Raw genomic sequence first — 13,578 nt, forward strand, 5'->3', positions numbered from 1 at the left:
TCGATCGCGCGATCGACGCATCTTACAACTGATAAAAATTACAGACTAAAACTGACCCACTCATGAAACGATTCAAATATTTTTGGATGGGTATCGCGAGCGCAGTCGTGGCGATCGTCGTCGGCTGCACCGCTCAACCCGACGTTCCCGAGACTCCCTCAGCCGCCACCGACACAGGAAACGGCGAACAGGTGGTCAACCTGTACTCGTCCCGCCACTACGACACCGATCGCAGCCTCTACGAGAACTTTACCGAACAAACCGGAATCGAAGTGAACCTCGTCGAAGCCAAAGGAGACGAACTCATCGAACGCATCAAGAGCGAAGGCGTCAACAGCCCAGCAGACGTTTATATTACCGTCGATGCAGGGATGTTGTGGCGAGCGCAAGAAGCGGGAATTTTACAACCCGTCGAGTCGGAAATCCTCGAAAGCAAAGTTCCCGAGAACCTGCGCGATCCCCAAGGTCACTGGTTCGGACTCTCCAAACGCGCTCGCGTCATCGTGTATAACAAAGACGCCGTCGATCCCAGCGAACTTTCGACGTATGAAGATTTGGCCGATCCCAAATGGGAAGGGAGATTGGTGATTCGATCGTCGAACAACATTTACAACCAATCTTTAGTCGGTTCCCTTTTAGCCGCCGATGGAGAAGAAGCCACCGAAGAATGGGTTAAAGGGGTGGTTGAAAACTTCGCGCGTCCCCCCGAAGGAAACGATACGGCGCAAATTCGCGCGGTTGCGGATGGTTTGGCCGATATCGCCGTGGTCAACAGTTACTACGTGGCGCGGTTGGCGAACTCTGACGATCCCGAAGATCGAGCGATCGCCGAAAAAATCGATATGTTCTTCCCCAACCAAGACGGACGGGGAACTCACGTCAACATCAGCGGTGCGGGAGTCGTCGCAAACGCGCCCCATCCCGAGAACGCAGTGAAGTTTATCGAATATCTCGTGAGTCCCGAGGCGCAGACGGTGTTTGCAAAGGGAAATAACGAATTTCCCGTGGTGGAAGACGCCGAGTTAGACAATCCGTTTTTGGAAAAATACAGCGATTTCAAAGAGGATTCCCTCAACGCGGGAATTTTCGGGAAAAACAACGCTGAAGCCCTCATGATTATGGATCGCGCGGGTTGGAAGTAATCGCGTGATGGGGAGACGATCGGATGGGGAGATTTTCTCCCTTGTCCCCTTTTACAGTGAACAGTCAACAGTCAACAGTCAACAGTGAGCAGTTAAGACAGTTGACAGTTTCTCCTTTGTCTCCCTTGTCCCCCTCTGACTTAAACTGTCGGTTCCAACACCAAATTCTGAGGTTCAGGCGTTTTCCGGCGAGAGGCGACGGGCATCCGCCAGCCCGTACCGAAAGCGCGATCGGTGATTTTTAGACCCGGTGGGGCTTGACGGCGTTTGAACTCTGCCCGCGAGACTAGGCGAACGACGCGATCGACCGTAGCGCGATCGTGGCCCGCCGCCGCAATCTGTTCCGCACTCTGATGTTCGTGAATCAACCGATGCAAAATATCATCCAGTTCGTCGTAGGGCGGTAGCGAATCGCTGTCCGCTTGACCCGGCTTGAGTTCCGCACTCGGCGGCTTGATCGGAACGTTTTCGGGGATCGCTTCCCGCCCCGGTTCCCGACGGTTCAACCAGCGACACAGACTGTACACCCGCGTTTTCGGCACATCGGAAATTGCCGCCAGTCCGCCATCCATATCGCCGTAGAGGGTGCAATATCCCACCGCCATTTCCGACTTGTTCCCTGTCGATAACAGCAAATGGCCGAACTTGTTCGAGATCGCCATTAACAGCGTGCCGCGAATCCGCGATTGCAAGTTTTCCTCCGTCACATCCGGTTCCGTTTGCACGAACAACTCCGACAGCGTGTCCTCGAAGCTGTCCATCACTGTCTGAATGCCCAAATGATGAGTTTTCAAGCCGAGATTTTCCGCCAACTTCAAGGCATCCTCAACCGACGCTTTCGAGGTATAGGGCGACGACATCAACACCCCTAAAACGTTTTCGCTTCCCAAGGCTTCCGCCGCCAACGCCGCCACCAACGACGAGTCGATACCGCCACTCAAGCCGAGAACGACTTTGGAAAAGCCGCATTTGCGAACGTAGTCGCGCAGTCCCAACACCAACGCCGACCAAATTTCCGCTTCCGCACAGTCGGCTTGAGGTACGACGTTCGCCGAGTCAAACCGTCCCGACTTAAAGTCCAACACTTGAAAATCCGTTTCGCAGTGATTCGCCCGAAACGTCAGTTCGCCGTCGGGGTTAAATGCGATACTGCTACCGTCGAAAATCAGATCGTCGTTGCCCCCCACCTGGTTGACGTAGAGAACCGAGGTATTGTAGCGAGTCGCGACGTGACGCAACATGGACTCGCGAAGCTTCTGTTTCCCGAGGCTGTAGGGAGAAGCGGACAGATTGACGATGAGATCGACCCCAGCTTGGGCGAGATCGGCGATCGGATTACAGGGATAGTGGCGTTTTCCCCAAAATTCCTCGTCGTTCCACAAATCCTCGCAAATCGTCACGCCGATTTTGTAAGCGTGTCCGTTGTCTGACAACAGTTCCGGTAGCGTAAAGAAGTTACTTTCACCGTGGGGTTCAAAATAGCGGTGTTCGTCGAATACGTCGTAAGTGGGTAACAGTCGCTTGTGGTAATACTCTCGAATTTTGCCGTCTCGCAGACGGGCAATGCTGTTAAAGAGGGGTTTTCCCCCTTCGGCGTAGGCGTCCGGGTTGGGGGTGACGGTTCCCACTAACACGGTCAGTCCGGTTGGAATGTCTCGGGCGAGATGGTGCAGTTGCGTCTCCATCGCTGCGATAAAGCTGGGGTCGAGGAGTAAGTCGCGAGGGGGATAGCCGCAGAGGGACAGTTCCGGTGTCAGCAGCAGCGACGCCCCTCGTTCGGCGGCACTGCGGGCGGCGTCGAGGATGGATTGGGCGTTGTCGATGAGGTTGCCGACGGTGGGGTTGAGTTGGGCGATCGCGATCTTCATGGCTGCGTCACGGAAGGTTTCCAAAAAGTTTAATGGTTTTTCTGAGATCGATTGGAAGTTGTACGGAACGTGGGATTTTTTACCACAGAGACACAGATAACACAGAGAGGGTTTTGCAACGTTCGGGGAAACTGTAGCTTTGAGAGGAGGATGGAGCGATCGCTCTTCAAACGGCTGCTTCCCGCGATAGTTTGTCCGCCAGACGGGTGGTTTCGGGCAAGCGATAGCGCGGGGTACATTGGAGGGTATAGTCGATCGCACCCTTGAGGCTGATGCGATGACCGACGGATACGAAAACGGGGTTGACATTCGATCGCGTTCGCAACACGACGCCGATTTCTTCTCCTTGGTGGTACAGAGACACCCAATTTCCCCGTTCGCTGGGGACGGGGTCGTAGGTTCCCACGAGTCGAGATTTAGCGACGCCGATGGTGGGAATGTCGGTGAGAACCCCCAGATGACAGGCTAAGCCAAACCGTCGCGGGTGAGCGATGCCCTGGCCGTCGCAGAGAATTAAATCGGGGAGTGTTTTGAGTTTGTCCAAGGCTTGTAAAATCGGCGGAATTTCGCGAAACGACAGGAAGCCGGGAACGTAGGGAAACGGGTTTGGGTAGCGATCGATCTGACGTTCGAGCAGTTCGAGTTCGGGAAAACTCAATACCACCACCGCCGCTTGAGATGTATCGGTGTCTTTGTCGTAACCCACATCGACCCCGGCAACTGTCCGAACTGTTCCCAGGCGATCTTCGGTTACGACGAGCGATCGCAGTTGGCTTTGGATTTGTTTGGCACGATCGATCGACAGTTGCCAAGGATGAGCGTGTTGAAGAGAAAGCGGCATTTTAAAATACTCTAAAAAAACAATTTCGATTTTTATTTTTTTGATTTACTCTGTTTTAAACACTCAAAAAAAGCCTAAATAAACACCATAGGTTTGTCTTGTAACGGCTCGAATGCTTCAAAATCAAAGCGATATAAACTTGCCGGTCGTCCCGCACCTCTGGACACTTTAATTCCCGTATCTGATAGAATACCTAACTTTAAAAGACGCGATCGAAAATTTGAATAGTCCGAAAAATTTTCGCCCAAAACTGCTGTATATAACTGATACAGTTCGTTGAGCGTAAACGCTTCCGGTAACACCTCAAACGCAACCGGACTGTATTCGAGTTTGTTTCGCAAGCGACGATAGCCGTACTGCACGATGTCGTTGTGGTCGAAGGCCAGTTTCGGCACGTCGTCGAGGGGATACCAAGCGATATCGCGGGCATCTTCAGCAATGAGCTGTGCCTCTTCATGTTGTACCAGGGCAAAATAACTTACGGACAAATAGCGCACGCCGAAGCGATCGGGGGCTTCGCGGGGATCGCGTCCCGGCCCACCGAACGTATAAAGCTGTTCTAAATAGAGATTTTGCACGCGGATTTTCTCAGCTAGCACCCGATAGGCGGCATCTTCGAGGGATTCTCCCCGCCGCACCAGCGTCCCTGGCAAACTCCACTGTCCCGTTGCCGTATCCCCTCGCCGCCGCACTAACAACACCAACACGCGACTTTCTGCCACATCGACGGAAAAAATCGCGTTATCGACACCGACCTTAAAATCTGCCAGTTCGGGGGCTGCCCGTTCGGAGGAGAGAGCTAGAGCATCGGCATTATCTTGCTCTCCACACTGTTCCATATGCGTCTCCTGATGATGTTTTTCGAGTGGTGCGCGATCTTCGGTGAAGAGCTAAGCGTGTAGAGTGAAGCGTTAAAGAGGAATTCCCACTCTACACTCTGCCCTCTGCACTCTACCCCGATAAGCACGCCCCCTACGATTGCGATTCGACCCAGTTAAGCGTAGAGTTTCTCGCGATCGATATAGGCTTCGACACTAGGCGGAACCGTGTCGGAATCGCGACTTTGACGGTACTTCGTCGAAGAGACGTCCGGCGCGTGTAAATCCGCCACTTCTACTCGAGCGATTTGTCTTAATTGTTCCATGTCTGCCGCTTCGATGGGCGCTCCCGGTCGGGGAATCACGAGCAGCGTTACCAATTCCAGCAACTCGTCCACGCGATACCACTGAGGCAGTTGCGAGATCAAATCCGACCCGATGACGAGGGTGAGATCGGCAGTTTGCCATAACGCCCGAGCTGTTTTGACGCTGGTAAGGCTGCGGGCGCTGCTCAGTTCCGGGTACACCTCCACATTTTGACAGCGTCCGGAGTCGGCATCTTCGAGCTGTAACTCTTCAATAGTCAACCCCAGCATGGCCGCCCGGTGTTCGAGGGGGGTTTGGTGGGATTTGAAGGGATTGTCCGACGCCCAAACGGCCACGCGATCGAACCGCTCGGACAACCAGCGTAAAATGGTTCGGTGCGCGACACTCGGCGGGTCGGCACTGGTGCCGAACAGGGCGATACGAGGTGCAGTGGAGGGAGGATGGGTCATTGGGATTACAAATTTGATAAGGCTTGCGACACCTTGTCGGTGAGGTCGTCTAATGCTGCCGAAACGCGCACTTCGGGGGGCTTCGGCTCGAGGATGTTCCGAGCGTCGCGGGGTAACATGGCGACGTTGGCGGTGGTTCGTTTGGAAATAGATTCTAAGGAATCCAACGGTTTGAGGATTTTGCCGTCTTTGACGACGAGTTCGAGGAGCGGTTTTTCTCCGTCTTTGGCAGCCTCGTCGCTTAAGGTTAAGCGATCGCCGACCCACTGTCCGTTGTCGATGCGACGAAATACCTGTTTGCGACCGGGATAGGTTTGTTTGCCGCTGGATTTTTTCATCACGGGAACGCTATCGACTTCGACGAGTTTGTACACGCCGTTGAGAGCTTCCCCAGACACGAGTTTGGTACCGACGCCGTAGCCGTCGATAACGGCACCGTCGGCCAGCAATCGGGCGATTTCCCACTCGTCCAAGTCGCCGCTGGCAAAGATGGGAATGTCGGGGAGGATCGATCGCACCTCTTTCGACAACGCCGCAATGTCCCCGGAGTCGATGCGGACACCGTGCAAGTCCATCTCTCCGGTTTCGAGACGATGGGCGATTTGACGGGCGGCGGCCACCGTATCGTAAGTGTCGATGAGGAGTGGCGCACCGGGGAAGTGGTGGTGAAAGGCCGTAAACGCATGGGATTCGCTACCTTCCATCGCTCGCAAAGCTTGCACCAGGGAATGCGCCATCGTTCCGGTGGGTTTGCGCCCCAGTTTGAACGCCGCCAACACGTTAGAGGTGGAGTTAAACCCTGCTGCAATGGAGGCTCGGGCAGCAAACAGAGAGGCTTGGGGGCTAAACGCCCGTCGCGTCCCAAACTCGAGCAAGAGCGCCCGTTCTCCGGCTACGTCGCGAATGCGAGCGGCTCGCGTGGCGATGAGGCTTTGGGTGTTGATGACGTTGAGAACGTAAGTTTCGAGGAGTTGCGCTTGCCAGAGGGGGGCTTCGACGCGTAGTAAGGGTTCGTTAGCAAAGACGGCCGTTCCTTCGGGAACTGCCCAAACGTTACCGCTAAAGCGCATTTCAGCCAGGGTTTCCCAAAAGCGATCGCTCGCTTGGGAAAAAATTCCCGTTCCTTTGAGGGTTTCGATTTGTTCCTGGCTAAAGCGCAAGTTTTCGATATATTCGATCGCCTGTTCGAGTCCCATCGCAATGAGATATCCGAAGCGATCGGGCAATTTGCGAACGAACAACTCGAAACTGGCCTGTTGTTGTTCTAACCCCTCACCGATATAGCAAGCCGCCATCGTGAGTTGATAGAGATCGGTTAACAAGCTGTAGTCTGCCGGAGAGACGTTGAGCCGTCGATCGTCAGTGGTTAAAGATTGAGTAGAAGTCATGGCTCGAAACTTGGGTACGGCAAGAGAACGCTCCTCGTTACGAGCGTTCGGCGTGGGGTTAGTCGAAATGTGCGAAAGAACTCCGTTCCGCGTTGCGATCGCGAAGCGATTTTTAAGCGGTTACGGTAATTATAGTGAAAATTACCAAAATTGGTTAATCGGTTATCGACCCGCGATCGAGGGCGGTTAACCGAATCTCTGATGAGGGGATGAGGAGGAAGACAAGGACACCTGTGGAGTCGGTGCGTGACGGGTTGGCCGGTAAGGCACAATATTTCTCCTATCTTTAGGTCACGCGCCCTTGTATGTTGGCGGTGTACATTGGCGGTGCGTGACAAAGCGATCGGTCTCAGGATTTACACCCTATTTTTCGAGTCACGCACCCTACGACTTCACTGTTCTCTCTTCACTGAAAAAGGGCGCTCTCTGAGGAGGAGAACGCCCGACCGTGCATCGTCGAACCTGTGGAGACTGTGTTGGGTCGATCGCAGCTTGAGAAACTAGCACCCTTAGCGGAGAAGACTCGTCAACACCTCGTCAGCATCGACGGTTTGTCCTTGCAAGTCCATCAATTCTGCAAACGCCATCCGTTGCTCGACAGACATCGTCTCGCGAATTTCCATGATGCTGTCGAAGCGGAGGTCGTAGATATCCTCGCGCAGATTTTCCACCACTTTACGCTGACGGCGAATTTGACGGTTCGACGCATCGCCGATGGTCATCTCTTGCAGTTCGCGGCGAGCTTCGTCGAGTTGACCTTGCAAGCGAGAGTTTTCGGCCAGGTAACGTTGGCGAATCGAGGCAATATCGCTTTCTTGCTCGTTCGTCAGTTGAATTTCGTCGCGCCAATCCTGCTCTTGCGTCGGCGAATCGATTTCTTTATCGTCTTCGTTTGGCGTTGTCGGACGGTCGGCGATATTATCTGACTGTTGTGCTAAGGCGCTCAAGCTGAGGTCGTTCGTGAGATAGACGTGACCGAGGGTACGACCTTGATAGGTTCGTTTGGCGAAACGCCAGCCGGGGTTTAAGTCGATGCGGGCGAAATCGCGGGTGTATCCAGTCCGTCCGAGTTCGAGCGTCGGTTGGTTGGGACGGAACGGAACTCCCATGAGAACGATATCGTCACCGCGACGGACGACGCGCAGGCTGTACTGAATGCCTAAGTCTTGTCCGCCAACGCGAATCGAGTAACCGTTGCTATCGGTAGAGCGTCCGCAGATTCCTGTAAAGTCGAAGTTCAACAGTAACGGATCGACGACGGTAGGATTCGCACCGCTTTCAGACCAGCAAGGACGAGAACTCGCTTGCTGTTCGATGACGAGGAGTTGATGGCGTCCGGTGTCGCCGACGGGTGCGGCGACGGCGACGAAGTCCCGTTGGCGGACTTCTTGTTGTCCGAACAGTGCGGCTTCGGCGGGTTTGGGGGTGAAGGTCGCCCCCAAACCGATGGTAGATAGAGCGAGCGTCGAGAGAGCGGCGACTTTAAGAGGAAAAGCGGTTTTCATGGTGTGTGTTCCTGAGTCAGCGATGAGGGTTTGCGTCGTATGGTTTTATTGTGGCGATCGCCTTGGGGGTCTGAGTTTGAATCGGTTCTACTTCTACAACTGTCCACTGGTTAATGTGACAGTTTACTGTTCGGTAAATTGCGATCGGTTCGAGGCGTAAAATTTCGGTTTTTTCTAAAATCGACGCGAGGAAACGCGATCGCACGTCAACGTCCGATCGATTTGAGCGATCGAGACCAGTCTCGATCCGAAATCAGCTATATCTGGCAATTCTCGAACGAGACTGCTCTGTCCGAACTACAGCAACACCGCCTCTTTTGTCTAAAGCGATTTGAGGAAAACACAAACGAGGAGGCGTTGCAGTTCGAGCGTTATTTGGAGTTGGTTAAAGTTTTCGAGAGACCCACGGCGATCGCCTGAAATCTATCTGAATTTTTGACGATAAAACGGCTTTTCTTCTCCCCAAATTCGGCAGAGCATTGGGGGATGAGAACGTGAGAAATCGACGATCTTGAGTACCGTGAGAGTTCTCTCTATCGGACGGAGTGAAGCTCAACGTCCTAACCCGGCCACTGTTGGGTGTTGGGAGTCGCTCCAGCCTAGCCTATCCGAGCGACTATCTCTGGCAGAACCCAAAAATCGCAAAAAAAATCGCAAAAAACTCTTGACACCCCCTAGCGGGGTTGTTACTATAGTTAACGCGGACGCGATGGGGCGTCGCCAAGCGGTAAGGCAGCGGGTTTTGGTCCCGCCATTCGGAGGTTCGAATCCTTCCGCCCCAGCTCCTAACTTTAACTTTTTTGGCCTTCGGGACGAGGGTTTTCCGCCTATCGCCAGAATATAAAACTCGTTATCTTTCGGGATAGAAAGCCATTCTTTGGGTAGGAAGCCACTATTGTAATCTTTGATTCAATAGCGGTAGTTCACCTTCATATGTTAAAAGAAAGAGGCAGTTTTAGCGCTGCCTCTTATTCTTTTTTTACATACTGCTGTTGAGATTGAAGAAAATATCAACTTAAAGGGAAGTTCGATCTTCAAAAGTTCGCGATCGAGATCGTTCTAACCCTTAAAACCGTTACAACTGACCGCAAATTCAATACCGCCGCACGTTCGGATTTACTTTCGGCTCTTTCTGATGCGCTCGATAGGCGACTTCCTGTTGAAGTTGCTGGCGTCCGTTGCGAATGACTCGCATCATATCGCTGAGTTGCTGTTCGATATTCCGCAACACGCGATCGGCGTACTCGTCGGCTCCGGCTTCAATTTGTTCGGCTTCAGCCAAGGCGCGAGCGCGAACCTCTTCGAGTTCCTGTTGCGCCTGACGCTGCATCTGTTCGATTTCGGCGATCGCCCGTTCTCGAGCGACTTCACAATCGGCTTGAACTTGTTGGCGCAAGCGATCGGCTTCCACCTTCGCCTGTCGGACTAAGCCCATTTCATCGAGAATACTGGCGGCTTGCTGTTCCGCCGCGTCCACAATTTCTCGTCCGTACTGTTCCGCTTGGCGGAGAATCTCGTCTTTTTGCCGAATCACCTCTTCGGCTTCCTGAAACGCCGCCGGAAGGTTGAGACGAATCGCGTCGAGAATATCGAGAAGCGGTTCCTCGTCTACCAGCGTCCGCCCCGTAAACGGAATGCGGGGACTGTCGAGAATCGCTTCCTCGAGTCGGTTGAGCGCCTGCTGAACGTTGACGCTGCCTTGATTAGCTCCCTCTTGGCGTTGTTCGGGCGCTACAGTTTGGGCGGGTTCGCCTTGAGGTTGGGGGCTGTCTGATTTGGGGTCGATCCCGGCTGAGTCCTGGCGTAACATCGATAAATCTCTATGGCAACAGGTTGAGGAACGAAGCGATCGACAGAGCCGCCGAAGCGAGCGATCTCTTTGACCACGCTACTGCTGAGGAAACTGTATTCGTTGCTCGTCGCCAAAAAAACCGTTTCGATCGCTTCAGATAAGGTTTTATTGGTGTGAGCCATTTGCAGTTCCATCTCGAAGTCCGATAAGACTCGCAAGCCACGCAGTAACACCGTCGCTTGTTGGATGTGGGCGTAGTTGACGGTCAAACCATCAAAACTATCGACTTCGAGGTTACTCAGGTGCGAGGTACTCGCCCGAATGAGACGCATCCGATCTCGAACGCCGAATAGTGGATTTTTATTGGGATTTGTTACCACGGCAACAATCACTTTGTCAAACAAACGACACCCTCGCTCGATAATGTCGAGGTGGCCGAGGGTGATCGGATCGAAACTGCCGGGGTAAATGGCAACGACGTTTTCACGCTTGTAAGGCATGAGAGCGGAACTGAAACTTATTGCTATTGTACACGCCCGTTTTTAGTGAATTTATGGAGACGGCGCGATCGAAGCGTCTTTTTCAAAGGCTTCGCACAAGCGATCGGGACTAAACGCCCCCACTTCCGTCACGATCGCCGTAATCAAGTCGGCTGGCGTCACGTCGAAAGCAGGGTTGTAAAAGTCTGCCCCAACGGGAACCAGGCGCGTGTTACCGATTTGATAGATTTCTGAGGGATCGCGTTCTTCAATAGGAATTTGGCTACCGTCGCCGAGGCTTAAGTCAACCGTCGATCGCGGGGCGGCCACGAAAAAGGGAATATCGTGCGCTTTGGCCACCAACGCGAGGCTGTAAGTCCCAATTTTGTTGGCGGTGTCGCCGTTGGCGGCGATGCGATCGGCACCGACTACGACAGCATCCACCATACCCTGCTTCATGCAGTGTGCCGCCATGCTGTCGGTAATCACCGTCACGGGAATTCCATCTTGCAAACATTCCCAAGTGGTCAGTTTTGCCCCTTGCAAGCGAGGGCGAGTTTCGTCGGCGTAGAGGCGTTCGAGGCGATTCGCCGTTTGCGCCGATCGCACCACGCCGAGGGCGGTTCCGTATCCCGCCGTCGCCAAAGCGCCCGCGTTACAGTGAGTTAACAAGCGCAGTTTTTCCGGGGTTTGGGGCAACACCTCCAACCCGCGATCGCCGATCGCTTGACAAGTTTGCAAATCTTCGCGATTGACGGCGTGAGCAGTTTCGAGGAGAATTTGTCGCACTTCTTCGACGGAACCAGGGGTTTCTTTGGCGACCTTCAACATACGCTCGATCGCCCAGAATAAATTAACCGCTGTCGGTCGCGTTTCCCGCAACATCTGTCCGATGGCTTCGAGACGTTCGAGAAACGCCGTGCGATCGCGGGTATCGATTTCCCGCGCCCCCAGATACATCCCGTAAGCAGCAGCGACGCCAATGGCGGGCGCCCCCCGCACGATCATCGTTTTAATCGCCACCGCCATATCGTCGCTGCGGCGAATTTCAACTTGGGTGTATTCCCGAGGTAAGCGGTTTTGGTCGATGAGGGCGACGCGATCCTCGCGCCAAACAACGGGGTACAACATAGTAATTCGATAATTCGATAAGCGGATTGGACAACAAACCGTCAACAGAAACCCAGAGTCGTGACGTTTCGCTTCCCATCATCGCATTCTTGCATCACTTCATCATGTTGACATCCTCCCCGACCCGCTTCGCTGAGGTCGGGGATTCCCAAACCTCACGATTTGGGTTTCTGTTTCCTTCCCTTACGGGTTTTTCGCAACTAACTGCCCTCTAGACTCGTGTCCTTTGGGTCTTCGTTCTCTCGGAGCTTGCATCCGAGAGCTGCGAAGACTGCGTCTTACGTCCGCTCCACAGACTGACACGGCGTGTCCCGCCGCCAAAAGGTTCTTCGCGGCGTTGAGGTCTCGGTCGTGGTGCGTCCCACATTCAGGACAAGTCCACTCTCTAACGCTCAACGGCAACGATTCGACGATATGTCCACAGTGTCCACATCGTTTACTACTCGGAAACCACTTGTCTACCTTGACGAGAGTTCTGCCATACCACTGACATTTGTAGTCCAGTTGGTTAACGAACTCGCCCCAAGCACAATCCGAGATGTGTCGGGCAAGTTTGGGGTTCTTCACCATGTTCTTGACCGACAAGTCCTCGACCACAATCGTTTGGTTCTCACGAACGAGTCGAGTACTCAGCTCTCTTGGTGCGCGTTCCCTAGCGGAGGGGCTGTGTGCGGAACCTGCGTCCGCACCCTGTAAGCCCCGTCCGTGCGACGGCGCGGGGTCGCACCGCTTATGCAGATAGTCTGTCCGAGAATCGGTAATCTTGGCGTAAATCTTCGCCACTTTCCGACGCGCTTTCTCCTGGTTCTTCGAGTCCTTCATCTTACGAGAAAGAGCCTTTTGAGCGCGTCGCAAACGCTTGTAATGTTGGTTGAAATGTCGGGGATTGGTAATCTTCTCGCCATCAGAGGTGACGGCCAAAGAGTTAATCCCCACATCGACGCCGATGGATTTCTCGGTTGTGGGAAGAGGCTTAACGGTGTCGTCTTCGACCAACAACGAAACGTGCCAGCGTCCCGAGGGGTCGAAACGGATGGTAACAGTCGAAGGTTCGGCTCCTTTGGGAAGCTGACGGCTCCACCGGATGTTGAGGGGTTCGCTAGATTTAGCAATCCACAACTGTCCGTCTTTCCAACGAAAGGCAGAACGAGTCAACTCCGCACTGCCACCATTCCGTTTCTTTTTAAACTTGGGATATTTGGCACGTTTGGCGAAGAAATTGGCGAACGCTTTTTGAAGGTGTCGCAATCCCTATTGGAGGGGAACGCAGCTCACGTCATTGAGAAACTGCAACTCCTCTTCCTGTTTCCATTGCGTCAACATCGACGAGGTTTGAGCGTATCCAATCCGTTCTTGTCGTTCGTACCACGCCTCGGTTCGGGCATCCAAGGCTTTGTTGTAAACCAGACGAACGCAACCGAGCGTCCGATGCAGGAGGTGTTCCTGTTCGGGGGTCGGGTAAAAACGGTATCGGAACGCTCTGAGTACCATGCCTCACATATTAACATTTTAACTGTAAACCCACCAGTGGAGGTGCGTCGTTCCTCCACGATTCGGCTATCGCCTGAAATCGGGGTCTCCCGACGCGATTTTTGATGAGTGTGGTACATGACACGGTAACGTCATGTCGATCTGACAACGGGCAAGATTTTCTCGGGGGTGGGTTGACAGGTAGCGGTGCGCCTCTTTCAGGGAAGAGTTAAGAGTTTCTAGGGCGTGTTATCAATTAAAAGAGTTGACAAAGAGAGAAACATGGGTAGTCTGCTGTCGGTCCGCTCAAGTTTCTCGAAACCCTTATAACACGGCGCTACGCTCTACGTGACGACCAATGGGAACGT

General features: G+C 53.6%; 11 protein-coding genes, 1 tRNA gene and 1 pseudogene. 3 read left to right on the forward strand and 10 right to left on the reverse strand.

Annotated elements, in window-relative coordinates; all coding sequences use genetic code 11:
• Positions 1-62: 62 nt before the first annotated feature.
• Positions 63-1,142, forward strand: coding sequence for a Fe(3+) ABC transporter substrate-binding protein (locus POG22_RS02260; protein WP_063714519.1), 1,080 nt, complete (start codon positions 63-65; stop codon positions 1,140-1,142).
• Between the two features lie 140 nt (positions 1,143-1,282).
• Here the strand turns inward: POG22_RS02260 and POG22_RS02265 are convergent, their stop codons facing one another.
• The 5 genes from POG22_RS02265 to POG22_RS02285 all read right to left on the reverse strand — a co-directional run bounded on the left by POG22_RS02265 (position 1,283) and on the right by POG22_RS02285 (position 6,833).
• Positions 1,283-3,010 carry an NAD+ synthase gene (locus POG22_RS02265; RefSeq protein ID WP_063714533.1) on the reverse strand — a complete coding sequence of 576 codons (1,728 nt, stop codon included), beginning with the start codon at positions 3,008-3,010 and terminating at the stop codon, positions 1,283-1,285.
• 166 nt (positions 3,011-3,176) lie between these two features.
• Entirely contained in the window at positions 3,177-3,851 is a 675-nt protein-coding gene (nfi, locus tag POG22_RS02270; protein ID WP_017658752.1) for a deoxyribonuclease V, read from the reverse strand.
• A gap of 74 nt (positions 3,852-3,925) precedes the next feature.
• Entirely contained in the window at positions 3,926-4,690 is a 765-nt protein-coding gene (locus tag POG22_RS02275) for an NUDIX hydrolase (RefSeq protein ID WP_223307274.1), read from the reverse strand.
• A 155-nt stretch (positions 4,691-4,845) separates the two neighbouring features.
• Positions 4,846-5,445 carry a nicotinate-nucleotide adenylyltransferase gene (locus POG22_RS02280; protein WP_017658750.1) on the reverse strand — a complete coding sequence of 200 codons (600 nt, stop codon included), beginning with the start codon at positions 5,443-5,445 and terminating at the stop codon, positions 4,846-4,848.
• 5 nt (positions 5,446-5,450) lie between these two features.
• Positions 5,451-6,833, reverse strand: coding sequence for a nicotinate phosphoribosyltransferase (locus POG22_RS02285; RefSeq protein ID WP_498903396.1), 1,383 nt, complete (start codon positions 6,831-6,833; stop codon positions 5,451-5,453).
• Here POG22_RS02285 and POG22_RS02290 point away from each other — a divergent pair.
• The gene (locus tag POG22_RS02290) at positions 6,832-7,023 is read left to right on the forward strand and encodes a hypothetical protein (RefSeq protein WP_498903398.1); all 192 of its coding nucleotides are present in this window, start codon (positions 6,832-6,834) and stop codon (positions 7,021-7,023) included. The genes POG22_RS02285 and POG22_RS02290 overlap by 2 nt on opposite strands.
• Positions 7,024-7,342: 319 nt before the next feature.
• On the opposite strand, the gene POG22_RS02295 is transcribed toward POG22_RS02290, so the two are convergent.
• Positions 7,343-8,338 (reverse strand): DUF3747 domain-containing protein, encoded by a 996-nt coding sequence (locus POG22_RS02295; protein ID WP_063714521.1) that lies wholly within the window; start codon positions 8,336-8,338, stop codon positions 7,343-7,345.
• 710 nt (positions 8,339-9,048) lie between these two features.
• Between POG22_RS02295 and POG22_RS02300 the strand changes: the two genes are divergently transcribed.
• A tRNA-Gln gene (locus POG22_RS02300) sits at positions 9,049-9,120 on the forward strand.
• A 311-nt stretch (positions 9,121-9,431) separates the two neighbouring features.
• Here POG22_RS02300 and POG22_RS02305 read toward each other — a convergent pair.
• The 4 genes and pseudogenes from POG22_RS02305 to POG22_RS02320 form a co-directional block, all read right to left on the reverse strand.
• A complete protein-coding gene (locus tag POG22_RS02305; RefSeq protein ID WP_498903400.1) occupies positions 9,432-10,148 on the reverse strand; it encodes a F0F1 ATP synthase subunit B in 717 nt (238 codons plus the stop codon).
• A complete protein-coding gene (gene coaD, locus POG22_RS02310) occupies positions 10,070-10,630 on the reverse strand; it encodes a pantetheine-phosphate adenylyltransferase (RefSeq protein WP_017658744.1) in 561 nt (186 codons plus the stop codon). The genes POG22_RS02305 and coaD overlap by 79 nt, the downstream gene beginning before the upstream one ends.
• A 51-nt stretch (positions 10,631-10,681) precedes the next feature.
• A complete protein-coding gene (gene mtnA, locus POG22_RS02315) occupies positions 10,682-11,740 on the reverse strand; it encodes an S-methyl-5-thioribose-1-phosphate isomerase (protein WP_063714524.1) in 1,059 nt (352 codons plus the stop codon).
• 155 nt (positions 11,741-11,895) lie between these two features.
• A pseudogene (locus POG22_RS02320) lies at positions 11,896-13,231 on the reverse strand (RNA-guided endonuclease InsQ/TnpB family protein).
• Positions 13,232-13,578 lie beyond the last annotated feature (347 nt).

Origin of the sequence: Geitlerinema sp. CS-897 (assembly GCF_028368005.1) — a bacterium.
GTDB classification, from domain to species: domain Bacteria; phylum Cyanobacteriota; class Cyanobacteriia; order Cyanobacteriales; family Geitlerinemataceae; genus Baaleninema; species Baaleninema simplex.

Coding starts and splice junctions, on each gene's coding strand:
- POG22_RS02260 (WP_063714519.1), top strand. CDS start 63: ATGAAACGATTCAAATATTTTTGGATGGGTATCGCGAGCGCAGTCGTG.
- POG22_RS02265 (WP_063714533.1), bottom strand. CDS start 3,010: ATGAAGATCGCGATCGCCCAACTCAACCCCACCGTCGGCAACCTCATC.
- nfi (WP_017658752.1), bottom strand. CDS start 3,851: ATGCCGCTTTCTCTTCAACACGCTCATCCTTGGCAACTGTCGATCGAT.
- POG22_RS02275 (WP_223307274.1), bottom strand. CDS start 4,690: ATGGAACAGTGTGGAGAGCAAGATAATGCCGATGCTCTAGCTCTCTCC.
- POG22_RS02280 (WP_017658750.1), bottom strand. CDS start 5,445: ATGACCCATCCTCCCTCCACTGCACCTCGTATCGCCCTGTTCGGCACC.
- POG22_RS02290 (WP_498903398.1), top strand. CDS start 6,832: ATGGCTCGAAACTTGGGTACGGCAAGAGAACGCTCCTCGTTACGAGCG.
- POG22_RS02285 (WP_498903396.1), bottom strand. CDS start 6,833: ATGACTTCTACTCAATCTTTAACCACTGACGATCGACGGCTCAACGTC.
- POG22_RS02295 (WP_063714521.1), bottom strand. CDS start 8,338: ATGAAAACCGCTTTTCCTCTTAAAGTCGCCGCTCTCTCGACGCTCGCT.
- POG22_RS02305 (WP_498903400.1), bottom strand. CDS start 10,148: ATGTTACGCCAGGACTCAGCCGGGATCGACCCCAAATCAGACAGCCCC.
- coaD (WP_017658744.1), bottom strand. CDS start 10,630: ATGCCTTACAAGCGTGAAAACGTCGTTGCCATTTACCCCGGCAGTTTC.
- mtnA (WP_063714524.1), bottom strand. CDS start 11,740: ATGTTGTACCCCGTTGTTTGGCGCGAGGATCGCGTCGCCCTCATCGAC.